Raw genomic sequence first — 21,716 nt, 5'->3', positions numbered from 1 at the left:
TCACGCCGCTGGCGCGGCGGCGCGGCGCAGCCCCAGCCACAACGTCGCCGCCAGCACCGCCTCGGTGGCGATCGTGGCCAGCGCCGCACCGCGCGCGCCGTAATGCGGCGCCAGCCACAGGTTGAGCGCCAGGTTGGTCGCGGCGGCCAGGCCGGCGCCGACCATGTAGCAGCGCTGGCGCTCGAGCGCGATCGCCGTCTGCGTCAACACGTAGTTCGGCAGCACGAACACGAAGGCAGCGAACAGCCAGCCCACCAGCGGTCCGGCGGTAGGCCGGTACGCCTGGCCATACAGGAGCCCGACCACCCAGGCGCCGAGACCGGTCCCGGCGATCGCCAGCATGGCGCCGGCCACCCCTGCAGCCGCGAGTGCACGGCCGTGCAGGCGCTGCGCGGCAGCGGGGTCGTCGCGGGTCAGGCGCAGGCGCCGGAAGAACAGCAACGCCACCGGTGCCGCCAGCAACAACACGCCGTCGAACAGGCGATAGGCCGCGGCGTACTGGCCGACCTCGGCCGGGGACACCGCGCGATGCAGGATGACGATGTCGCTGCGCCGGTACAGGCCGGTCGCCAGGTCGATCCACAGGAAACCGGCCGCCGCACGATACACCGTGGCCTGCGGGCGCCAGCGCGGCCGGTCGTGCAGGTCCCGCCCCAGCAGCGCGTAGGCCAGCAGCAGCCCCACCGCCCAGGCCGCGAATACCACGTCGGGACGGGCGCCCAGCAGCAGCACCGCGAGCACGATGGCCAGCCCGCTCAGCGCGCGTGCACCGACCTGCCAGCGCGCCTCGCGGCGCCATTGCCCCGCGCCCTTCAGTTGCGCCGACACCAGTTGCGACAGGGTCACCGCGGCGAAGCACAGCACCGCCCAGACCAGCGCCGGGTCGCCGACACCGCGCGGCAGCAGCAGTGCCGTGCCCATCAGCACCAGCGTCGCCAGCAGCAGATGCCCGCGCGCCAGCCCCGGCAATGCCGCCGCGTCTCCGGCCAGCGCCGAACTGGGCGCCACGCGCTCGCGCAGCACCAAGGTGCGCATGCCCGCATCCTGGGCCAGTGCCAGCAAGGTCGCCAGGTTGAGCAGGTAGGCGTAACGGCCGAATCCGTCCGGCTGCATGCTGCGCGCCAGCCACACCGACAGCCCCAGCGAGACCGCCGCCACGCCCAGGATCGCGCCCCATTGCGCGGACAACGCGCCGGTGCCGGCACGCCAGGTCGCGGGAAGGCGCCAGTTCATCCGCGTGCGAGCGTGCGGCGGAGCGTCATGCCACGCCCGTCCATGCGCAGCCCCGCTCGGGCCGCTGCGCCACCGCGGCGCGCGCGCCACCGCGACCACCGGGGCCAGCGCAGGAAGCCGCTCCGGCTGCCAGGCATGGGCATTGGCACCGTCACACCGAGGGCGCCGCCATGATCCGCGCCTTCCCACGCCCGGCCGCCGCCCGCAGGCGTTGCACTGGCGGCATGCGCGGGCACGGGAGCGGCGGCTGGACGGACATGGGCGACACCTGCGCGGGAAAGGCGGCGGCGAAAACCTGCGCCATGGCGCAAGCGCGGACGCGCCAGCCTAACAAATGCGTCCCGCGCCAGGCACGCCGGGCACCGCGCCGGCGCGGTGCGCGAGGGTCTGCCCTACAGCCGGCTCACGCTGCGGATGCGGATCTCGCTGCTGTCCACGCCGTGGCGTTGCGCGGCCTGCGCGCGCAGGCGGCACAGCAGCCGCTCCGGGTCCAGCGGCGCCGGCTCGGCCCAGGTGTGCGCCAGGGTGCCCCAGGCCACGCGCTGGCCGAAGCTGTAGGCCTCGTAGTCGGCCAGGTAGTGGCGCGCGCGCTCAGGTGCCGACGTGGACATCGCCTTCGTAGCCGTTGCAGCCCAGGTGTTCGAGCGCGATCGACAGCGCCAGCGCATAGCCCTGCGCGCAGTAGCCGCCAACCTGGCCCAGGCGCTGCCCCGAGGACGCGCACAGGCAGGCTTCGCGGCGATCGCTGGCGTCGTCGTGCACTTCCACGTAGGGCCGGCGCAGGTGCGCCACCGCGTCGGCGGTGACGGCGCTGTCCGAACACGCGCCCGGATCCAGCAGCAGCATCTCCACGCCGGCCTGGTCGGCCTGGGCCAGCGCCTGCAGCAGTTCGCGCTCGCTGGCGCAGCCGCGCACGGCCAGGGTCTTGCCGGCGCGCCCGGCATGGGCGAGCAATTGCCGCATCACCGGCGGGGCGATGCGCGCCGGGCGGCCGCGATGGCCGGCCACGCAGTCCGGGCCACGGAGCAACAGGATCGACATGGCGGCGCCCTCAGTTGGTCAGCGCCGCGCGCGCGCCGAGGCGGCGCTGCGCCACGCCCAGGGCGATGGCGTAGCTGTCGGCGAGCGCGCCGTTGGCGATCACCGTCAGCAGCGGCATGTGCCGCGGATGCAGCAGCGGCTCCAGCGCCTGCGCGCTGGCGTCGTGCACCTCGATGTACGGGTGGCCCAGCGCCTCCAGCGCCGCGCACAGCTGCGCGCCGTGGTCGGCCAGCTCCGACGCCGGCAATTCGCCGGAATCCAGCAGCACCAATTCGGTGTCGTCGCACGCGCCTTGCCGCAGCCGCGCCACGATCTGCGCGGCATCGGCGCAGGCCACCGGCACCACCTGCGCGGCATGGGAAGCGGCCAGACACTGCGCCGCGGCAATGGCCGACGCATCGCGATGCGGGCCCTGGATCAGCAGAATCGACATGGAACACATCCAACGGAAAGGACGTGGCGCAGTCTGCGCGCGCGCCGCGTAAGCGTTCCATGGCGGTTCGGGGCTGCGCGCGTAAAGTCTGTGTAAGGCCGGGATTCGGGATTCGGGATTCGGGATTCGGGATTCGGGATTCGGGATTGGGGATTGGGGATTGGCAAAAGCGGATGGCGGCGCTGCGCTTCCACCAATCCCTAATCCCGAATCCCTGCTTCTAAGCCAATCCCCAATCCCGAATCCCCAATCCCGGCTTTATGCGATCATCCCCGGCTTCCCGCCGCCGCCCGGACTCGCCATGACCCACTCCGCCCTGCGCCGCGATGTCGGCCCGTTCGCCCTGATGCTGACCGGCCTGGGCTCGATCATCGGCTCCGGTTGGCTGTTCGGCGCCTGGCGCGCCGCCGGGCTGGCCGGCCCCGGTGCGATCTGGGCCTGGGTGCTGGGCGCGGCCATCGTCACCACCATCGCCCTGGCCTATGCCGAGCTGGGCGCGATGTTCCCCGAGTCCGGCGGCATGGTCCGCTACAGCCACTATTCGCACGGCTCGCTGGTCGGCTTCATCGCCGGCTGGGCCAACTGGATCGCGATCGTGTCGGTGATCCCGGTGGAGGCCGAGGCCTCGGTGCAGTACATGGCCTCGTGGCCGTGGCAGTGGGCGCAGGATCTGTATGTGCAGCAGCCCGGCGGCGCCGGCGAGCTGTCGGTGCCCGGCCTGTGCATCGCCGCGGTGCTGGTGCTGGTGTACTTCCTGCTGAACTTCTGGAGCGTCAAGCTGTTCGCGCGCTCCAACAGCCTGATCACCGTGTTCAAGCTGGTGGTGCCGGCGCTGACCGGCGTGGCGCTGATCGCCAGCGGCTTCCACAGCGAGAACTTCAGCGTCGGCCTGCACGGCGGCAGCCACACCATCGACTTCGCCGCAGTGCTCACCGCCGTGGCCACCGCCGGCATCGTGTTCAGCTTCAACGGCTTCCAGAGCCCGGTGAACCTGGCCGGCGAGGCGCGCAACCCGGGGCGCAGCATCCCGTTCGCGGTGCTCGGCTCGATCGCGCTGGCCACGGTGGTCTACGTGCTGCTGCAGGTCGCCTACCTGGGCGCAGTGCCGCCGGACCTGCTGGCCAAGGCCGGCTGGCACGGCATCGACTTCCGCTCGCCGTTCGCGCAGCTGGCGATCATCGTCAACCTGCACTGGCTGGCGATGCTGCTGTACGTGGACGCCTTCGTCAGCCCCAGCGGCACCGGCATCACCTACACCGCCACCACCGCGCGGATGATCTACGGCATGGAGCGCAACGGCACCATGCCCAAGGTGCTGGGCCGGATCCATCCGACCTGGGGCGTGCCGCGCCCGGCGATGTTCTTCAACCTGCTGGTGTCCTACCTGTTCCTGTTCTTCTTCCGCGGTTGGGGCACGCTGGCGGCGGTGATCTCGGTGGCCACCATCATTTCCTACCTGACCGGCCCGATCAGCGCCATGGCGCTGCGCAAGCACGCGCCGGAGATGCACCGCCCGCTGCGCATCGCCGGCCTGCCGGTGCTGGCCGCCGCCGCCTTCGTGCTGGCCACCGAACTGCTGTACTGGGCGCGCTGGCCGCTGACCGGCGAGATCATCCTGCTGATGCTGGTGGCCCTGCCGGTGTACGCCTACTACCAGCAGCGCGACGGCTGGAAGGATTTCCGCCGGCACCTGCGCGGCGCCAGCTGGCTGATCGCCTACCTGCCGACCATCGCGCTGCTGTCGTGGGCCGGCAGCACCACCTTCGGCGGCCACGGCTACCTGTCCTACGGGCCGGACCTGGTGGTGGTCGGCGTGGTGGCGCTGGGCTTCTACTTCTGGGGCGTGCGCGCCGGCTGGCGCACCCCGTCGCTGCAACAGGCCAGCGCCGGCTGAGCCGCGGCGGCGCTCAGCCGCCGCGCAGGAACTGCAGCGCGCGCGACAGCAGCGCGGCGCCGACGAAGCCGGCCAGGGCGCACAGGCCCACCGCGATGACGCCCTGGTGGTACGGGTCGTCGCGTCTGTCGAACAGGGCCAGCACCGCGGCGACGCAGACCGCCGAGGTACCCGCCCCGATCAGCCCGATGCGCAGATGCGCGCGCCAGCCACGCAGGCGCGGCCAGGCGCGGGCGGCGAACAGACCGGTCAGCAGCGCCGGCAAGGCGCCGAAGACATAGGAAAACAGCGCCATCAGCAGGAGCAGCAGCAGCGGAGCGCTGACGCCGCTGCCCTCCCCCCGGGTCATCGCGATCGCCACCGGCAGCCCCACCACCATGGTGCCCAGCGGCGGGCCGACGAACAGGAAGGTCGTCACCACGCCAACGCCGACCAGCCAGCGCGGCAGCGGGTCGTTGCCCGCCTCCCTGTCCAGCCGATCGGCATCGCCGGCGAGCGCACCCGGCGGCGGCTCCGCGGCCGCCTGCGAGGCAGGCGGCAACGGGTCGTGGCTCACTTGGCGGGCGCGGCTGGGCGCTGCGCGGCGCTGGCGTCGCGGGCGGCGCGGAACTCGGAGTCGCGGCTCCAGTTCGGCCACTGCGGCGAATTGGCCAGTTCCTTGCCCAGGGTGTACAGCACCTGCATGTCGCGCGCGGCGCCGGCGAAGGTCCAGTTCGGCTGCCATTCGTCGCCGGGCTGGTGGTAGCGCTTGGCGGTGTAGTCGTCCGAGGCGGCCTTGCCGGCCGCCACGCCGCCGTCCACCCAGTCCTGGCCGGCGGCAAAGGACAGCGCCGGCACGCCGCGCTTGGCGAAGGAGAAGTGATCGGAGCGGAAGAAGTAGCCGGCCTCCGGCTTCGGATCGGGCGTGTAGCGCAGGTCCCAGCCCTTGGCGACACGCTTGAGGTCGTCGAGCAGTTCCAGCTTGGCGGTGCCGTAGATGCCGAAATCGCGCGAGGGCCCGAACGGGCTCATGCCGTCCATGTTGATCACCGCCACCGTGCGCGCCAGCGGATACAGCGGCTTGGAGGCGTAGTACTCCGAGCCGAGCAGGCCCTTCTCCTCGGCGGTGACTGCCATGAACACCACCGAGCGCTGCGGCGCCGGGCCCTTGGCGAAGGCGCGGGCCAGTTCCAGCAGCGCGGCGACGCCGCTGGCGTTGTCCAGCGCGCCGTTGAAGATGCGGTCGCCCTTGGCGTCGGGCGCGCCCACGCCCAGGTGATCCCAGTGCGCGGTGTAGATGAGGGTGTCGTCCGGCTGGGTCTTGCCGGGCAGCCGCGCGACCACGTTGTGCGAGGTGATCACCTCCGACTTCACCGCGTAGTCGGCATACAGGCGCTCGCCCTTCAGCGGCACCGGCTTGAAGTCGCGCGATTGCGCCTGCTTCTTCAGCGCATCGAAATCCAGCCCGGCGCGCTTGAACAGCTCCACCGCCAGATCGCGCTGGATCCAACCCTCCAGCTCCGGGTGCACCGACTTGGGATCGTCGCGGACCACGTCGAACATGCTGTTGGTGTTGGAGTTGGCGACGGTGGCCCAGCCGTAGGAGGCCGGTGCGGTCTCGTGCACGATCAGCACGCCGGCCGCGCCCTGCCGCGCGCCTTCCTCGAACTTGTAGGTCCAGCGGCCGTAGTAGGTCATGCCCTTGCCGTCGAACGCGCCCTTGCCGGTCTCGAAGTCGGGGTCGTTGATCAGCACCACCGCGATCTTGCCCTTCAGGTCGACGCCCTTGAAGTCGTCCCAGCCGCGCTCGGGCGCCTTCACCCCATAGCCGACGAACACCAGCGGCGCCCCGTCCAGGGTCACCTGGCTGCTGCCGTCCAGCGCGGCGCGCACGGCGATCTGCTGGCCCTGGGTCAGGGTTTGGCGCTGGTCGCCACTGGCGATCGCCAGGCGCGGGGTGCCGACGATGTCGGCGCGGCGCAGCGGCACCGCCTGCGTCCACAGGCGCTTGCCGTCGTGCAGGTCGCCGCCGGGCTGCAGGCCGGCCGCCTGGAACTGCGCGCTGAGGTAGGCCACGGTCTTCTCCTCGCCCGCCGAGCCCGGGGCGCGGCCCTCGTAGGCGTCGGAGGCCAGCGTCTTGACGTCGGTGGACAGGCGCTGGGTGTCGAAGGTCGGTGCGGGCGGCGGCGCCGCCAGGCAGGCGCCGGACAGCGCCAGGGCCAGCAGGCTCACGATCGGTTGTTTCACGGGGTTCCCCTCGGCGGACACAAAGAAGATCGAGTGTAGCGGCGCCCACCCCGGGCCGGGGTAGGCCAGCTGACCGCCATCCGTGCGCTATCGCAAAAATTTATTGTGATAAACCGCTCAAATACGAAGCTGAACATGGTCTAATGCCGCGCTCGCGTATCGCGCGGCCACGGGGATCGGTGGCCGCGCCGATCCGCGCACCCGCCCCCGGCATCCACCCAGCCGGGGCGGAGCCCGTCACTCCCCACCATCACCTGGGCCGCTCCGACTGCGGGGCCGGCTCGCTTCCGGAGACCTGCCGAGATGTCGATGTCCCCCCTCCCCCGTATCACCCGCTGCGTGCTGGCCGCCGCGCTGCTGGCCGCCAGCGGTTCGGCCTGGAGCTACGCGATCAGCAAAGGCACGGTGGTGGACGACCGCGGCAACGCGGTGCAACTGCGCGGCGTCAACTGGTTCGGCTTCGAAGGCAGCGCGCACACCGTGCACGGCCTGTGGGCGCGCAACTGGAAGGACATGATCACGCAGATGCAGGGCCTGGGCTTCAACGCCGTGCGCCTGCCGTTCTGCCCGCAGACCCTGCGCGGCGTCGCGCCCACCAGCATCGACTACGGCCGCAACCCGGACCTGCAGGGCCTGAACTCGTTGCAGGTGCTGGACAAGGTGATCAACGAATTCAGCAGCCGCGGCATGTACGTGCTGCTGGACCATCACTCGCCCGATTGCCAGGGCATCTCCGAGCTCTGGTACACCGACTCCTACAGCGAGCAGCAGTGGCTCAGCGACCTGAGCTTCGTGGCCAAGCGCTACGCGTCGGTGCCGGGCGTGATCGGCATCGACCTGAAGAACGAGCCGAACGGCCGCAACACCTGGGGCACCGGCAACCTCAAGACCGACTGGAACAAGGCGGTCGAGCGCGCCTCGGCGGCGGTGCTGAAGGTGGCGCCGAAGTGGCTGATCGTGGTCGAGGGCATCACCGACAACCCGACCTGTTCCAGCAGCTACGGCTACTGGTGGGGCGGCAACCTGGAACCGCTGACCTGCACCAAGCTCAACGTGCCGGCCAACCGCCTGCTGCTGTCGCCGCACGTGTACGGCCCGGACGTGAACTGGCAGCCCTACTTCGGCGACGGCAACTTCCCGGCCAACATGCCGGCGATCTGGGAGCGCCAGTTCGGCCAGCTGACCCAGCGCGGCTACGCCATGATGATCGGCGAGTTCGGCGGCAACGAAGGCCGCAACCAGGCGCAGGATCCGATCCTGCAGAAGGCGCTGATCGACTACCTGATCAAGAAGAACATCCGCAGCGGCTTCTACTGGGCCTGGAACCCCAACAGCCGCGACACCGGCGGCGTGCTCGACGACGACTGGACCACCGTGCGCACCGAGAAGATGGCCGGGCTCAAGCGGCTGTGGGGCGACACCAGCGGCACCACGCCGACGCCCACCCCGACGCCGACGCCCACGCCGACCCCGGCACCGGGCAGCGCCAGCTTCAGCACCAAGATCATCGTCGACAGCGACTGGAACGCCGGCTACTGCGAACGCGTGCAGGTGACCAACAGCGGCAGCGCCACCGGCAACTGGGCGGTCACCCTGTCCATCAGCGGCACCGTCAACAACCTGTGGAACGCCACCTGGACGCAGTCGGGCACCACGCTCAGCGCCAGCGGCGTGGACTGGAACAAGACCCTGGCCCCCGGCGCCACCGCCGAGTTCGGGTTCTGCGCCGCGCGCTGAGGCGGTAGCCACACACGGCGCGCATCGCGCCGTGACCATGCGAACGGCAGCGTCCTGCGACGCTGCCGTTGACGTTTGCAGCGGGCAACTGCGCGCCCGTGGACAGCACCACAGCACCTGCGCGCAATCGGTGGACAAGCCCGTCTTCTGCAACGGCAGTCACGGCCGCCATGGCGGACACTGCCGATCATCGCCGCCAAGCATCCGCCCCCCCTTGGCTGGCGCACTCCGCACCGGCCGCCATCGGAGCCATCGCGATGAATCGGTCCCTGCACTCCCGTATCACCCGCTGCCTGCTCGCCGCGGCGCTCGTGGCGGCCAGCGGCTCGGCCTGGAGCTACGCCATCCAGCAAGGCAAGGTGGTGGACGACGCCGGCAACGCCGTGCAGTTGCGCGGCGTCAACTGGTTCGGTTTCGAGACCTCGCAGCACACCGTGCACGGCCTGTGGGCGCGCAACTGGAAGGACATGATCACGCAGATGCAGGGCCTGGGCTTCAACGCCGTGCGCCTGCCGTTCTGCCCGCAGACGCTGCAGGCGGTGTCGCCCGGCAGCATCGACTACAGCCGCAATGCGGACCTGCAGGGCCTGAACTCGCTGCAGATCCTGGACAAGGTGATCAACGAACTCAGCAGCCGCGGCATGTACGTGCTGCTCGACCACCACACGCCGGACTGCAACGCCATCTCCGAACTCTGGTACACCGGCAGCTACAGCGAGCAGCAGTGGTTGGACGACCTGAGCTTCGTCGCCAAGCGCTACGCGTCGGTCCCGGGCGTGATCGGCCTGGACCTGAAGAACGAGCCGCACGGCGCCGCCACCTGGGGCAGCGGCAATGCCGCCACCGACTGGAACAAGGCGGCCGAGCGCGCGGCGGCAGCGGTGCTGAAGGCGGCGCCGAACTGGCTGATCGTGGTCGAGGGCATCGCCGACACGCCGACCTGTTCGAGCAGCACCGCGCACTTCTGGGGCGAGAACCTGGAACCGCTGGCCTGCACGCCGCTGTCCATTCCGGCCAACCGCCTGCTGCTCGCGCCGCACGTGTACGGGCCGGACGTGTCCATGCAGTCCTACTTCAGCGCCTCCAACTTCCCGGCCAACATGCCCGCGATCTGGGAGCAGCATTTCGGCCGGTTCGTCCAGGCCGGCCACGCGCTGCTGCTGGGCGAGTTCGGCGGCAAGTACGGCCAGGGCAACCCGCTGGACGTGCAGTGGCAGAACGCGCTGGTCGACTACCTGATCGGCAAGGGCATCCACAGCGGCTTCTACTGGTCGTGGAACCCGAACAGCGGCGACACCGGCGGCATCCTCAATGACGACTGGAGCACGGTGCGCAACGACAAGGTGACCCTGCTGAAGAAGCTGTGGGACGGCGACGGCAGCAGCACTGGCGGTGGCGGTGGCGGTGGCAACGGCGGCGGCGGCGGAACGCCCACGCCGCCACCGTCCGGCAGCAGCTTCAGCACCAAGGTGCTGGTCGACAGCGACTGGAACGCCGGCTACTGCAACCGCGTGCAGGTGACCAACACCGGCGGCAGCAGCGGCGACTGGACCGCCACCCTGTCGATCAGCGGCACCATCAGCAACCTGTGGAACGCCACCTGGACGCAGTCCGGCACCACGCTCAGCGCCAGCGGCGTGGACTGGAACAAGACCCTGGCCCCGGGCGCGACCGCCGAATTCGGTTTCTGCGCCGCACGCTGAGCGCTGAGCGCTCCACGGCAGGCCTGACGCCATGCGCACGGCCATTCCCCCGGGGATGGCCGTGCGCGATGCCGACCGCCCGCCCGGCACACCGCTGTGTGCCATCAGTCACGTTCCCGCGGCCGGCGCCACCCCTCTATGCTGGCGCATTGTCCACACTCAGGCCCGGCCCATGCTCCGACCCTTGTCGCTGTTGATCTCCAGCATCCTCACCCTCGGCACCGGCGCCGCCCTGGTGGCCGCGCCGTCGGCCCTGGCCGCGGCCACGCCGGGCCAGGCGACCGCGCCGGAGATCGCCTACACCCGCTTCACCCTGCCCAACGGCCTGACCGTGGTCGTGCACGAGGACCACAAGGCGCCGGTGGTGGCGGTGAGCATCTGGTACCACATCGGCTCGGGCGACGAGCCGGCCGGCAAGACCGGCTTCGCGCACCTGTTCGAGCACCTGATGTTCTCCGGCTCGGAGAACCACAAGGGCACCTACTTCCAGCCGTTCGAGAAGGTCGGTGCCACCGACATGAACGGCACCACCTGGTTCGACCGCACCAACTACTTCGAGACCGTGCCGACCACCGCGCTGGACACCGCGCTGTGGATGGAATCGGACCGCATGGGCCACCTGCTCGGCGCGATCGGCCAGAAGGAACTGGACACCCAGCGCGGCGTGGTCCAGAACGAGAAGCGCCAGGGCCAGAACCGTCCCTACGGCCGCGTCGACGAGAACATCCTGGCCAACATCTTCCCGGCCAACCATCCCTACCAGCACGACACCATCGGCTCGATGGCCGACCTCGACGCGGCCTCGCTGGACGACGTCAAGCAGTGGTTCCACGACAACTACGGCGCTGCCAACACCACCCTGGTGCTGGCCGGCGACATCACCGTGGCGCAGGCCAAGGCCAAGGCCGAGCAGTACTTCGGCGACATCCCCGCCGGCCGCCCGGTGCCGCGCCAACAGCCGTGGATCACCCCGCTGGCCAAGCAGACCCGCGGCGTGCAGCACGACCACGTCGCGCAGCCGCGCATCTACCGCACCTGGGTGGCACCGCAGCTGGGCACCGACGACGCGGTGCTGCTGGACCTGGCCACCACCGTGCTCGGCGGCGGCAAGACCAGCCGCCTGTACCAGCGCCTGGTCTATCGCGACAAGCTGGCCGACGACGTCTCCGCCGGCCTGCAGTCGTTCGCGCTGGCCAGCCAGTTGCAGATCACCGCCGACGTGAAGGAAGGCGTGGACCCGGCCAAGGTCGAGGCCGCCATCGCCGACGAACTGCAGAAGTTCCTGGCCGAAGGCCCCACCGCCGACGAACTGCAGCGCGCCCAGGTCGGCTACCGCGCCGGCTTCGTGCGCGGCCTGGAGAAGGTCGGCGGCTTCGGCGGCAAGGCCACCGTGCTGGCCGAGGGCCAGGTCTACCGCAACGATCCGGGCGCCTACAAGAAGGACCTGCAGCGCGCGCAGGACGCCACCGTCGCCAGCGTGCGCAAGGCCGCCGACACCTGGTTCGGCAAGGGCGACTACCTGCTGACCGTGCTGCCGGCGCCGGAGGGCTTCGATCCGGCGGCCGAGGACAAGGCGGTCAAGCCGCTGCCGGCGGCCCCGGGCAAGCCCGCGCCGAAGGTGCCGGCCAAGGGCAACTACAGCGTCGGCAAGACCCAGGTCGATCGCGCCGCCGGCGTGCCGGAGACCACCCAGTTCCCGAGCCTGAGCTTCCCGCAGCTGCAGCGCGGCAAGCTCAAGAACGGCATCGAGGTGGTGCTGGCCGAGCGCCACACCATCCCGGTCACGCAGATCCAGCTGCTGTTCGATGCCGGCTATGCGACCGACCGCGGCGGCAAGCTCGGCACCGCCAACTTCACCGCGGCGCTGATGAACGAGAGCACCCGCAACCTGGATTCGGTGGACGTGGCGCAGCGCCGCCAGCGCCTGGGCGCGATGACCAGCGTGTCCTGCGAGCTGGACAGCTGCGACGCCTCGCTCAACGCGCTCAACGACCAGTTGGCGCCGTCGCTGGAACTGTTCGCCGACATCGTGCGCAACCCGGCGTTCAAGGCCGACGACATCGAGCGCATCCGCGGCCAGTGGCTGGCCTCGATCGCGCAGGAGAAGACCCAGCCGCAGGGCCTGGCGCTGCGCACCCTGCCGCCGCTGCTGTACGGCCCGACCCATCCGTACGGCGTGCCGCTCACCGGCACCGGCACCGAGGCCGCGATCAAGAGCCTGACCGCGGGCGACCTGAGCGCGTTCCAGAACAACTGGCTGCGTCCGGACAACGTGCGCATCCTGGTCGCCGGCGATACCACCCTGGACAAGATCATCCCGCAGTTGGATGCCGCGTTCGGCGACTGGCAGGCCCCGTCCGGCAAGCGCCCGACCAAGAGCCTGCCGCAGGTGGCCGCGCAGCCCAAGCCGCGCGTGTTCCTGATCAACCGCGACGACGCCCCGCAGTCGCTGATCCTGGCCGGCCTGCTGGCGCCCTCGACCAAGGCGCCGAACAACCTGGCGATCGGCGTGGCCAACGGCGCCTTCGGCGGCACCTTCACCTCGCGCCTGAACATGAACCTGCGCGAGGACAAGCGCTGGGCCTACGGCGCCAACAGCTTCATGATCGACGCGATCGGCCAGCGCCCGTTCCTGTTCTTCGCCCCGGTGCAGACCGACAAGACCGCCGAATCGGCCGCCGAGATCCTCAAGGAAGCCAAGGCCGTGGTCGGCGACAAGCCGCTGACCGCCGCCGAGATCGCCAAGATCAAGGAACAGCGCGTACGCGCCCTGCCGGGCAGCTTCGAGACCACCGGCGCGGTGCTCAGCGCGATGGAAGGCATCGTCCAGTACGGCCGCCCGGACGACTACGTGCAGACGCTGAAGACGCGCCTGGAAGCGGTCGACCAGCCGGCGGCGGAAGCGGCGATCAAGGAGATCGTGGCGCCGCAGGCGATGACCTGGGTCATCGTCGGCGACCTCAAGCAGATCGAAGCGCCGGTGCGCGCGCTGAAGCTGGGCGAGGTGCAGGTGCTGGACAGCGACGGCCAGCCGGTCAAGGCGAAGGCCAAGCCGTAACGCCGCACACGCATGGCGGGGTTGCCCCGCCATGCGCCACGCGCCGACGCCAGCATCGGGCGTCGGCGCCATCGCAACGCAGCGCCATCGCGCGATGCGACATGCGACATGCGACGACAGGAAACGTGCAGGCTGCGCTCCGGCGCAGCCTGCAGGCACCGGCCGCCCTGGCCCGCGGGTGGCGGATGAGTCGCCAAGGCGGGGCGCGGCGCCTGTCCTTCACGGCTCCTGGCCGCAGCACTTGGTATCCGGAAGGCCTGTTCTCGCCCGCTGCCGCCGATGCCGACCGCTTCTCCCCGCCGCGCCGACGCCGCGCCGAACATCCGCGTCGGCTGCGCCGGCTGGTCGATCGCCAGCACGCAGCGCGCCTTGGTCGGCGACGGCGCCAGCCAGCTGGCGCGCTATGCCACCCGCTTCGACGCGGTCGAGATCAATTCCACGTTCTACCGCGCTCACCGCGCGAGCACCTACCAGCGCTGGGCCGACAGCGTGCCGGCGGCGTTCCGCTTCTCCGCCAAAGTGCCACGCACGATTACCCACGACGCGCGGCTGTACCGCGTCGCGCCGCTGCTGCAGACCTTCCTTGGCGAGGTCGGCCATCTCGGCGACAAGCTCGGCTGCCTGCTGGTGCAACTGCCGCCCAGCCTGGCCTTCGATGCGCGCACCGCCGCCACCTTCTTCGCGATGCTGCGGCGCCGCTGGCACGGCGGCATCGCCTGCGAACCGCGCCATGCCAGTTGGTTCAGCGCGCGCGCCGAGGCGCTGTGGCAGCGCCACCGCATCGCGCGCGTGGCCGCCGACCCGGCCCTCAACGCAACCGCCGCGCAGCCGGCCGGCACGGCGACGCCGGCCTACTGGCGCTGGCACGGCGCGCCGCGCCTCTACTACAGCGACTACGCCGACGCCACGCTGCGCACCCTGGCCGAGCGCGTCGTCGCCGCCACGCCGCACCCGGGCCAAGCCTGGGTGATCTTCGACAACACCGCGCTCGGCCACGCCCTCGACAACGCCGCCACGCTGCAGACGCAGCTGCGCGCGCTCGGCGCCGGTGCCGCCGGCTGACCAGCACACCCCCGCCGGTGCTCGCGATGTGCGGGGACATCCCCGCCCGTACGGCTGCAATCAACCCGTCGTTCGCCGCCCCTGTAAGCCCGGGCTCAGCGGCGACCTCAAGCCGATCGAAGCGACGATGCGCGCGCTGAAGCTGGGCCAGATGCAGGTGCCGGACCGACGGGCCGCCGGTCTGGCGCTGCTCGGCCACCGCGCATGCCGCGCCAGGAACTGATCGCAGCGCAGCCGTCGCAGGACCGCATCAGTGCAGCCGCGCGGCGCGCATCGCTCAGTGGAAGCTCACCGTGCGCACGTCTTCACCGTCGCCCCAGCGGGTACAGGCGTCGCTTCCCTCGATCCAGACCGGCTTCCCCGCCATGTAGGCGGACAGCAGCATCGCCAACTGCGCCTTGCCGGTATCGGACGTTTCGTCCTTGATCATGTAGTACGTGGTGTTCGCCGCGCACGCCGGGCGCTGCGTCGGCGTGCCGTTGATCACGACGTAGTGCACGCCGTCGGTCGCGCGGACCGACAGGTCTTTGATCGTGCCGGTCACGCTGCTGGCGGACGCCAGCCCGCTCGACAGCGAGAGCGCCAGCACAACAGCGGAGAGCGTGCGGGAACGGCGAGGAGCCGGCAGCGTCATGGTGATCGTCCTTGCGACGTGACGGCGCGTGCTGGCGCCGAAGAAATGCATCCAGCGCCATCCGGAGGCAGGCCGCATGGTCATCGCAGATGCCGGTGCGAGCGCGCCACTCCGGCGCCACTGGGGAGCCCGTGAAATGCGGATCCTATCACGGTCCATTTCCAGATCCGGCGCATCGCCCGGGGCCGTCATCATCCGCGACGCGATGCCGCGCACGCGCAGGATCCCGCGTGCACTGCATCACGCTTGCGCGCTTGTCCACGCGACATCTCGGCGCCCTGCGGTATCGTGCTGCGCCCTGCGATCCGCGCCAGACCCGACGCCGCCCATGACCGATGAAGCCCAGCGCCAGCGCGTCCTCGACAGCTACCGCATCGTCGACAGCCTGCCCGAAGACGCTTACCAGGACATCGTGCAGATCGCCGCCGCGCTGTGCGACACGCCGATCGCATTGCTCTCGCTGGTGGACCGCGACCGGCAGTGGTTCAAGGCCAGGATGGGCCTGGAGGTGTCGCAGACCGAGCGCAGCCAGGCGGTGTGCGGCCACGCGATCCGCGAGCCCCAGCAACTGCTGGAAGTGCCCGACCTCGCCGCCGACCCGCGTTTCGCCGACATCGCGGTGGTCCGGGGTGATACCGGGGCGCGTTTCTACGCCGGCATGCCGCTGGTGACCGATGAGGGCATCGCCTTGGGCACGGTGTGCGTGCTGGACACCACGCCGCGCGAACTCCAGGACGCCCAACGCGATGGCCTGCGCGCGCTGGCGCGCACCGCCATGCGCCTGCTCGACGCGCGCCGCGATGCGCTGCAGCGCGAACGCGAGGCGCTCCTGCAAGCGCACCCGGTTGCCGACAGCGCGGACGCCGAGGGCCGCTACTGGGTGGTGATGCTGGAAGTGCAGGAACTGGCCGCGCTGGCCGAGCGGCAGAGCGAACGCCTGCTCGGCAGCAGCCTGCAGCAGCTCGACCGCGCCCTGGGCAGCTACGTGCAGGATGGCGGCGCCGACAGCGTGGACCGGGCAACCGACAGCGCGGAATTCATCGTCATGCTGCATGGCGCCGACGCCGAGCGGAAGCTGCGCGGCCTGCGCGAGATCGCCGCGCGGCAGCAGGCGCTCGGGCTGACCGTCCTGGTCGGCGCCGCCCAGGCCACGCGGGCGGACGAGCAGATCGGGCTGGTGTTCCTGCGCGCCGAAGCCGCGCTCAGCGCCGAGAAGGACCGCCTGCGGCCGCAGACGCCCTGACCGGCGGATCGCTGACCGGCGCGCGTGGCGCGCTGACAGCGCCACCTCCCTGATCCGCGCAGCGGGCGAGCACCTACGCATCGACCTTGGCGCGCGTTGGACGCCCAGCCGCCCCGCTCTGGGCACGCGGCGCCAACCATTCTGCAGGTGATGCGCCCCGACTGACCCGGCGACGGGCAGCCGCGCCGCGGCAGCGGCCCCGTTCTTGCATCACCCGGGACGTTGCGGTCCCTCACCGGTACGAGCCGGGCGGCGCGCGGCCGCCAGGGCAGGATCGGCAGCCGCGTCTCCAGAGCCGGCCGCGCGCCCCGTCTCCGCTTCGGTCGTTTACCATGCCGCACGCATCCTGCTCTGGACCCGACATGAGCCATGCCGCTCCTCCCTGTTGCACCCCGCTGCTGAGCCTGTCGCTCGGCCTGTTGCTGGGCACCGCCGACACCGCCATGGCCGAGGCCGCGCCCGCGACCACGCTGACCGCCCCGGCATCGCCGCCGCAGACGCCCGACCTGGCCTACCCGGAACTGTTCCAGGCGGTGCAGCAGCAGGAGCTGTTCGACGATCAGAAGCACTTCGTCGATGCGCTGCCGCTGCGCGACCCGGCGCTGATCAACGCCGACTATCTGGCGCAGCGCCAGCAACCCGGCTTCGACCTGCGCCGCTTCGTCGCCGCCAACTTCGAGGAATCCGGCCCGGTACAGACCGAGGCGATCCGCCAGGACACCGGCCTGCGCGAGCACATCGACGCGCTGTGGCCGCTGCTGGTGCGCCGCCAGGTCGACGTGCCGCCCTACAGCAGCCTGCTGTCGCTGCCGCACCCCTACGTGGTGCCGGGCGGGCGCTTCCGCGAGGTCTACTACTGGGATTCCTACTTCACCATGCTCGGCCTGGTGGAGAGCGGCGAGCACGAACGCAGCCGGCAGATGCTGGACAACTTCGCCTACCTGATCGACACCTATGGGCACATTCCCAACGGCAACCGCACCTACTACCTGAGCCGGTCGCAGCCGCCGTTCTTCTCGCACATGGTGCAGTTGCAGGCCAAGGTGGAAGGCGATGCCGCCTACGCGCGCTATCTGCCGCAGCTGCAGAAGGAATACGCGTACTGGATGGAGGGCGCGCAGACCCTGGCCCCGGGCAGCGCGCATGCGCACGTGGTGCGGCTGGCCGACGGCAGCCTGCTCAACCGCTACTGGGACGCCCGCGACACGCCGCGCCCGGAAGCCTGGTTGCACGACGTGCGCACCGCCGCCGAGGCCAAGGACCGCCCCGCCGCCGAGGTCTACCGCGACCTGCGCGCCGGCGCCGAAAGCGGCTGGGACTATTCCAGCCGCTGGCTCGGCGACCGCAAGACCCTGGCCAGCATCCGCACCACCGCCATCGTCCCGGTCGACCTCAACAGCCTGCTCTACCACCTGGAGAGCACCCTGGCCCTGGCCTGCGCCAAGAACCCGGGCGCGGCCGGCTGCGACACCGACTACGCCGCCCTGGCCAGCGCGCGCAAGACCGCGATCGACAAGCACCTGTGGAGCGACGCCGGCTACTACACCGACTACGACTGGCAGCAGCGCCGGCTGCGCGAGCAGGTCACCGCCGCGGCGCTGTACCCGCTGTTCGTCGGGGTCGCCTCGCCGGCGCGGGCCAAGCGCAGCGCCGACACCGTGCAGGCGCAGTTGCTGCGCCCGGGCGGCGTGGCGACCACGCGCCTGCACACCGGCCAGCAGTGGGACGAGCCCAACGGCTGGGCGCCGCTGCAATGGATCGCTGTGGACGGCCTGCGCCGCTACGGCCAGGACGCGCTGGCCCAGCGCATCGGCAGCCGTTTCCTGGCGCGGGTGCAGGCGCTGTTCGCGCAACAGCACAAGCTGGTGGAGAAGTACGGCGTGGACGCACAGGCCAAGGGCGGCGGTGGCGGCGAGTACGCGCTGCAGGACGGCTTCGGCTGGACCAACGGCGTGACCCTGCTGCTGATGGACCTGTACGCGGCGCCGGCCGCCACGCCGACTGCGCCGCATGCGCAAGCGCAGGCGGACGCCGAGGCGGAGACGGAAGCCGTCGCGCTTTGAGCCGTGGCAGGCACCGCGGCCACACCGCGTCGGCCTGCGCACGCGGCATGGCCGGCGGTCGGCGCCGCCGCTACTGCGCCGGCGTCTCCACCGCGATGCCCATCGCCGTACGGTAGCGCTGGTACAGCGCCATCACCTTGTCGATGTACTCGCGGGTCTCCGCGTACGGCGGCACGCCGCCGTAGCGCGCCACCGTGCCGATGCCGGCGTTGTAGGCCGCCGCGGCCAGCACCCGGTCGCCGTCGTAGCGGCGCAACAGCGCGCGCATGTAGCGGGCACCGCCGGCGATCGACTGGTCGGCCGCGAACGGGTCGCGCACGCCATATTCCTTCGCCACCTCCGGCAAGAGCTGCATCACCCCCTGCGCGCCCTTGGGCGAGACCGCGGCGGCGTCGAAGCCGCTCTCGGCATGCGCGATCGCGCGCAGCCACGGCTCGTCCACCCCGGTGGCCCGGGCCGCGGCGCGGAACGGCCGGGCATGCACCTGCAGTTGCGGCGCCCCCACCTTGCCCAGGCCGGGATGCGCGCTCTCGCCGGGCGGGGTCACCGCGGTGAAGCGCAGGTAGGGCCGCGAACCCGGCAGGTTGCGCGTGGAGTAGACCAGCCGGCCGTCCTGCTCGCGCTCGTACAACGTGCCGCTGAACACGCCCAGGTTGCCCCACAGGTTGGGCGTGGCGATCGCCGCATCGTCCAGTTCCTTCGGCGTGCAGCGCGAGCCCGGTTCCGGCGCCGTGGCCAGGCTGACCGTGCCGTCGCACACGCAGCGGTACACGGTGCGCGCAGAAGCGCCGGCGACGACGCCACAGCACAGCAACAGACACAGCGCGGCACGAGCAAGCGGCATCGGGCAACTGATCGGACGGGACGGGCGCGCATCATCGCGCAGCGCGCGTCGACGCAGGTGACGGCCGGGCTTCGGCACGCTGTCCGACAGCGCCTCCCTCGTAGGCGCGGCTTCAGCCGCGACCACGGCGTCCCTGCAATGCCATCGCGGCTGAAGCCGCTCCTCCAGGAATCCGCAGCAAGCTGGCTGGTGCACTGTGGGAGGGACTTCAGTCCCGACGCTTCCAAGTCGAACACACCGCATCCTCCGCCTGCGTGGCTGAAGGGCGCCTCCGACAACCCGGGGGGGAGCACACCCGTAGGAGCGGCTTCAGCCGCGACGAGGCCTTCCCTGGAAAGCCATCGCGGCTGAAGCCGCTCCTACAGGAATCCGCAGCAAGCTGGCGGGGTGCACCGTGGGAGGGACTTCAGTCCCGACGCTACCAAGGTCGAATCACCGCCTACGGCGCGCACGCCGCCAGTTTCTGGTCGGCGTACCACAGCGCGCGCCGCGCCAGGTCATAGGCGCTGTCGGCCTCGCGCGGCAGCAGTTGCTGCGCGCGGATCGGGTCGGCGCCCTTGGCCATGGCGGTTTCCACCTGCAGCAGCGCGTCCAGGTGCTGCTGCACCGGCGCCAGCAGGCGCGCGCGCTGTACCGCCGGACAGGCGCCGCGACGCTGCTCCAGGTCGGCCAGGGCCTGGCGAATCCGCCGGCTGGCTTCGCCATCCAGCCCCGGCGCCTTCTCGAAGGCGATCGGCGCGGCCTTGTAGGCATCGCCGGTGGCCTCGCTGCCGAGGTCGCTGGCGCGCTCGTGCAGCGCCGGGTTGAACCGCACGTCCGGCGGCGGCCGCGCCACCGCCGACTGATGGGTGTTCTTGGGCAATAGCTGCTTGATCGCCCGGTCGATGCCCTGCACGGCGACATCGCCGAGGGTGCCGTCGCTGGCCCAGTCCTTGTCGAAACGGGTCGATCGGTAGTCGATCGGGTTTGGCCGTTCGAGCAAGCGCTTGGACTTGGCGACGTCGCGCGGATTGAGCGTCCCCGGCGGCGTGCCCTGCGCCTGCGCGAACGGATCCACCGCCACCCCGTCCGGCAGGCGCGGACGGCCATCGCCGGTATAGAGCGTCGCCGCCATCCGCGTGCCGGCCGCGGTGGTCGGTGCCGGTGTCGGTGTCGGCGACGACGTGGACGTGGACGGCGGCACTTCGGCGCCGCGTGGCTGTCGCATGGTCGCCGGCGTGCGCGCGGCCGCCGACGGCACCTGCGTGGCGGCCTGCGGCGGGACCGCGACGCGCTGCGCGGGTTGCCGCGGCAGGAACACCAGGCGCAGCGCATCCTCGGCCGCCGGGCGCAGCGGCGCCGACGGCGCGCCCCACAGCAGCCGTCCCAATAAGGCCAGGATCATCACGGTCGCCAGTGCCGCCCATAGCTGCTGCCAACGGTCTTGCGCAGGGAGGGCGGTCACGACGGTCGAGGATCCATGGGCAGGCGACGATAGCGAATGTGGGGGGACGGACCTGTACAGCGTGCCGTGAGTTCCGTTGCCGGCGCGTGCCGCCGCGCGCGGCCGGCAGCGACGCGACGCCATCTGCGGCCGCGCCGCGCACGCAAAGCCTTGTCCTGCCAGGGATTGCGCCGGCGCATGCGGAAACCGGCTAAGGTGGCGCGCGCCGGCGCTGCGACAGCCGGCGTACAGCCAGCGGGCACCGATGCCCACCCTGCCGCAGGAGAACCGCATGATCCGACGCCTGGCCGCCCCCCTGCTCGGCGCCGCATTGGCGCTGCCGGCGCACGCCACCCCGTCGCACCTGGACAGCGTCCTGCAACGCGGCGTGCTGCGCGTCTGCACCACCGGCGACTATGCACCCTACAGCCGCCTGCGCGCCGACGGCGGCTACGAAGGCATCGACATCGCCCTGGCGCAATCGCTGGCCGACAGCCTGGAGGTCAAGCTGCAGTGGGTGCCCACGCGCTGGCCGACCCTGCTGCCGGACCTGCTGGCCGACCGCTGCGATATCGCCGTCGGCGGCATCTCGGTGTCGCTGCCGCGGCAACGCCAGGCCTGGTTCAGTGCGGTGCTGGAGGTCGACGGCAAGATCCCGCTGGTGCGCTGCGCCGACCGCGCGCGCTACCGCGACATCGCCCGGATCGACCGCCCCGAGGTGCGGGTGATCGAACCGCGCGGCGGCACCAACGAGGCCTTCGCCCGTCGCGAACTGCCGCATGCGCAATTGATCCTGTTCGACGACAACCCCGCCATCTTCCGCGACCTGCGCGAGGGCCGCGCCGACGTCATGATCACCGACGCCTCCGAAGCACGCTTCCAGCAGCGCCAGGTGCCGGGCCTGTGCGCGGTGGCGCCGCAGCAGCCGATGCAGTACAGCGAAAAGGCCTTCCTGCTGCCGCGCGACGACATGGCCTGGAAGGCCTACGTCGACCAGTGGCTGCACCTGAGCAAGGCCAGCGGCGCCTATGCGCGGATCGTGGCGGCGTGGCTGGGTGAGGCGGAGACGACGCCCTAGCTCTGCCGCCTGCCCACGCCCAGCCGCTATGCTGCCACGGCCGG

At 71.2% G+C, this 21,716-nt stretch carries 17 protein-coding genes; 8 read left to right on the top strand and 9 right to left on the bottom strand.

Annotated elements, in window-relative coordinates:
• The 4 genes from Q7W82_RS05195 to Q7W82_RS05180 form a co-directional block, all read right to left on the bottom strand.
• Positions 1–1,233: a polysaccharide biosynthesis C-terminal domain-containing protein gene (locus Q7W82_RS05195; protein WP_242159570.1), complete on the bottom strand. Its 1,233-nt coding sequence runs from the start codon at positions 1,231–1,233 to the stop codon at positions 1–3.
• A gap of 392 nt (positions 1,234–1,625) precedes the next feature.
• Positions 1,626–1,844, bottom strand: a complete 219-nt coding sequence (locus Q7W82_RS05190; protein ID WP_152235729.1) for a hypothetical protein — start codon at positions 1,842–1,844, stop codon at positions 1,626–1,628.
• Positions 1,825–2,274, bottom strand: coding sequence for a type II 3-dehydroquinate dehydratase (locus tag Q7W82_RS05185; RefSeq protein ID WP_242159568.1), 450 nt, complete (start codon positions 2,272–2,274; stop codon positions 1,825–1,827). The genes Q7W82_RS05190 and Q7W82_RS05185 overlap by 20 nt, the downstream gene beginning before the upstream one ends.
• A 10-nt stretch (positions 2,275–2,284) precedes the next feature.
• Positions 2,285–2,707: a hypothetical protein gene (locus tag Q7W82_RS05180; protein ID WP_242159567.1), complete on the bottom strand. Its 423-nt coding sequence runs from the start codon at positions 2,705–2,707 to the stop codon at positions 2,285–2,287.
• 301 nt (positions 2,708–3,008) lie between these two features.
• Between Q7W82_RS05180 and Q7W82_RS05175 the strand changes: the two genes are divergently transcribed.
• Complete coding sequence (locus Q7W82_RS05175) at positions 3,009–4,601, top strand: APC family permease (RefSeq protein ID WP_242159566.1); 1,593 nt, start codon at positions 3,009–3,011, stop codon at positions 4,599–4,601.
• 13 nt (positions 4,602–4,614) lie between these two features.
• Here the strand turns inward: Q7W82_RS05175 and Q7W82_RS05170 are convergent, their stop codons facing one another.
• Together Q7W82_RS05170 and Q7W82_RS05165 are read right to left on the bottom strand one after the other, a co-directional pair.
• Positions 4,615–5,157: a hypothetical protein gene (locus tag Q7W82_RS05170; protein ID WP_242159565.1), complete on the bottom strand. Its 543-nt coding sequence runs from the start codon at positions 5,155–5,157 to the stop codon at positions 4,615–4,617.
• Positions 5,154–6,827 carry a M28 family metallopeptidase gene (locus Q7W82_RS05165; protein WP_242159564.1) on the bottom strand — a complete coding sequence of 558 codons (1,674 nt, stop codon included), beginning with the start codon at positions 6,825–6,827 and terminating at the stop codon, positions 5,154–5,156. The genes Q7W82_RS05170 and Q7W82_RS05165 overlap by 4 nt, the downstream gene beginning before the upstream one ends.
• Positions 6,828–7,136: 309 nt before the next feature.
• On the opposite strand from Q7W82_RS05165, the gene Q7W82_RS05160 reads away from it, so the two are divergent.
• The 4 genes from Q7W82_RS05160 (at position 7,137) to Q7W82_RS05145 (ending at position 14,387) form a co-directional block, all read left to right on the top strand.
• Positions 7,137–8,564 carry a glycoside hydrolase family 5 protein gene (locus Q7W82_RS05160; RefSeq protein ID WP_242159562.1) on the top strand — a complete coding sequence of 476 codons (1,428 nt, stop codon included), beginning with the start codon at positions 7,137–7,139 and terminating at the stop codon, positions 8,562–8,564.
• Positions 8,565–8,821: 257 nt separating this feature from the next.
• A complete protein-coding gene (locus Q7W82_RS05155) occupies positions 8,822–10,267 on the top strand; it encodes a glycoside hydrolase family 5 protein (protein ID WP_242159561.1) in 1,446 nt (481 codons plus the stop codon).
• A gap of 172 nt (positions 10,268–10,439) precedes the next feature.
• Positions 10,440–13,325: a pitrilysin family protein gene (locus Q7W82_RS05150; RefSeq protein WP_242159560.1), complete on the top strand. Its 2,886-nt coding sequence runs from the start codon at positions 10,440–10,442 to the stop codon at positions 13,323–13,325.
• Positions 13,326–13,604: 279 nt separating this feature from the next.
• On the top strand, positions 13,605–14,387 hold the full coding sequence (locus Q7W82_RS05145; RefSeq protein ID WP_242159559.1) for a DUF72 domain-containing protein: 783 nt from the start codon (positions 13,605–13,607) through the stop codon (positions 14,385–14,387).
• Between the two features lie 277 nt (positions 14,388–14,664).
• On the opposite strand, the gene Q7W82_RS05140 is transcribed toward Q7W82_RS05145, so the two are convergent.
• Positions 14,665–15,237, bottom strand: a complete 573-nt coding sequence (locus tag Q7W82_RS05140; RefSeq protein WP_242159558.1) for a hypothetical protein — start codon at positions 15,235–15,237, stop codon at positions 14,665–14,667.
• A gap of 112 nt (positions 15,238–15,349) precedes the next feature.
• Between Q7W82_RS05140 and Q7W82_RS05135 the strand changes: the two genes are divergently transcribed.
• Positions 15,350–16,264, top strand: a complete 915-nt coding sequence (locus Q7W82_RS05135) for a GAF domain-containing protein (protein WP_242159557.1) — start codon at positions 15,350–15,352, stop codon at positions 16,262–16,264.
• Between the two features lie 362 nt (positions 16,265–16,626).
• Positions 16,627–18,327 carry an alpha,alpha-trehalase TreA gene (gene treA, locus Q7W82_RS05130; RefSeq protein ID WP_242159556.1) on the top strand — a complete coding sequence of 567 codons (1,701 nt, stop codon included), beginning with the start codon at positions 16,627–16,629 and terminating at the stop codon, positions 18,325–18,327.
• Positions 18,328–18,397: 70 nt separating this feature from the next.
• Here the strand turns inward: treA and Q7W82_RS05125 are convergent, their stop codons facing one another.
• Positions 18,398–19,171, bottom strand: coding sequence for a lytic transglycosylase domain-containing protein (locus Q7W82_RS05125; RefSeq protein WP_242159555.1), 774 nt, complete (start codon positions 19,169–19,171; stop codon positions 18,398–18,400).
• 439 nt (positions 19,172–19,610) lie between these two features.
• Positions 19,611–20,615 carry a hypothetical protein gene (locus Q7W82_RS05120; RefSeq protein ID WP_242159554.1) on the bottom strand — a complete coding sequence of 335 codons (1,005 nt, stop codon included), beginning with the start codon at positions 20,613–20,615 and terminating at the stop codon, positions 19,611–19,613.
• A gap of 271 nt (positions 20,616–20,886) precedes the next feature.
• Between Q7W82_RS05120 and Q7W82_RS05115 the strand changes: the two genes are divergently transcribed.
• Positions 20,887–21,672 carry a transporter substrate-binding domain-containing protein gene (locus tag Q7W82_RS05115; protein WP_242159553.1) on the top strand — a complete coding sequence of 262 codons (786 nt, stop codon included), beginning with the start codon at positions 20,887–20,889 and terminating at the stop codon, positions 21,670–21,672.
• Positions 21,673–21,716 lie beyond the last annotated feature (44 nt).

This window comes from Xanthomonas indica (assembly GCF_040529045.1).
In the GTDB taxonomy this organism is placed as follows: domain Bacteria; phylum Pseudomonadota; class Gammaproteobacteria; order Xanthomonadales; family Xanthomonadaceae; genus Xanthomonas_A; species Xanthomonas_A indica.
Note: the sequence above shows the minus strand (reverse complement) of the source record. Positions and strands in the feature narration are given on the sequence as shown.

Coding starts and splice junctions, on each gene's coding strand:
- Q7W82_RS05175 (WP_242159566.1), top strand. CDS start 3,009: ATGACCCACTCCGCCCTGCGCCGCGATGTCGGCCCGTTCGCCCTGATG.
- Q7W82_RS05115 (WP_242159553.1), top strand. CDS start 20,887: ATGATCCGACGCCTGGCCGCCCCCCTGCTCGGCGCCGCATTGGCGCTG.
- Q7W82_RS05160 (WP_242159562.1), top strand. CDS start 7,137: ATGTCCCCCCTCCCCCGTATCACCCGCTGCGTGCTGGCCGCCGCGCTG.
- Q7W82_RS05190 (WP_152235729.1), bottom strand. CDS start 1,844: ATGTCCACGTCGGCACCTGAGCGCGCGCGCCACTACCTGGCCGACTAC.
- Q7W82_RS05125 (WP_242159555.1), bottom strand. CDS start 19,171: ATGCCGCTTGCTCGTGCCGCGCTGTGTCTGTTGCTGTGCTGTGGCGTC.
- treA (WP_242159556.1), top strand. CDS start 16,627: ATGAGCCATGCCGCTCCTCCCTGTTGCACCCCGCTGCTGAGCCTGTCG.
- Q7W82_RS05195 (WP_242159570.1), bottom strand. CDS start 1,233: ATGAACTGGCGCCTTCCCGCGACCTGGCGTGCCGGCACCGGCGCGTTG.
- Q7W82_RS05145 (WP_242159559.1), top strand. CDS start 13,605: ATGCCGACCGCTTCTCCCCGCCGCGCCGACGCCGCGCCGAACATCCGC.
- Q7W82_RS05135 (WP_242159557.1), top strand. CDS start 15,350: ATGACCGATGAAGCCCAGCGCCAGCGCGTCCTCGACAGCTACCGCATC.
- Q7W82_RS05150 (WP_242159560.1), top strand. CDS start 10,440: ATGCTCCGACCCTTGTCGCTGTTGATCTCCAGCATCCTCACCCTCGGC.
- Q7W82_RS05180 (WP_242159567.1), bottom strand. CDS start 2,707: ATGTCGATTCTGCTGATCCAGGGCCCGCATCGCGATGCGTCGGCCATT.
- Q7W82_RS05155 (WP_242159561.1), top strand. CDS start 8,822: ATGAATCGGTCCCTGCACTCCCGTATCACCCGCTGCCTGCTCGCCGCG.
- Q7W82_RS05185 (WP_242159568.1), bottom strand. CDS start 2,274: ATGTCGATCCTGTTGCTCCGTGGCCCGGACTGCGTGGCCGGCCATCGC.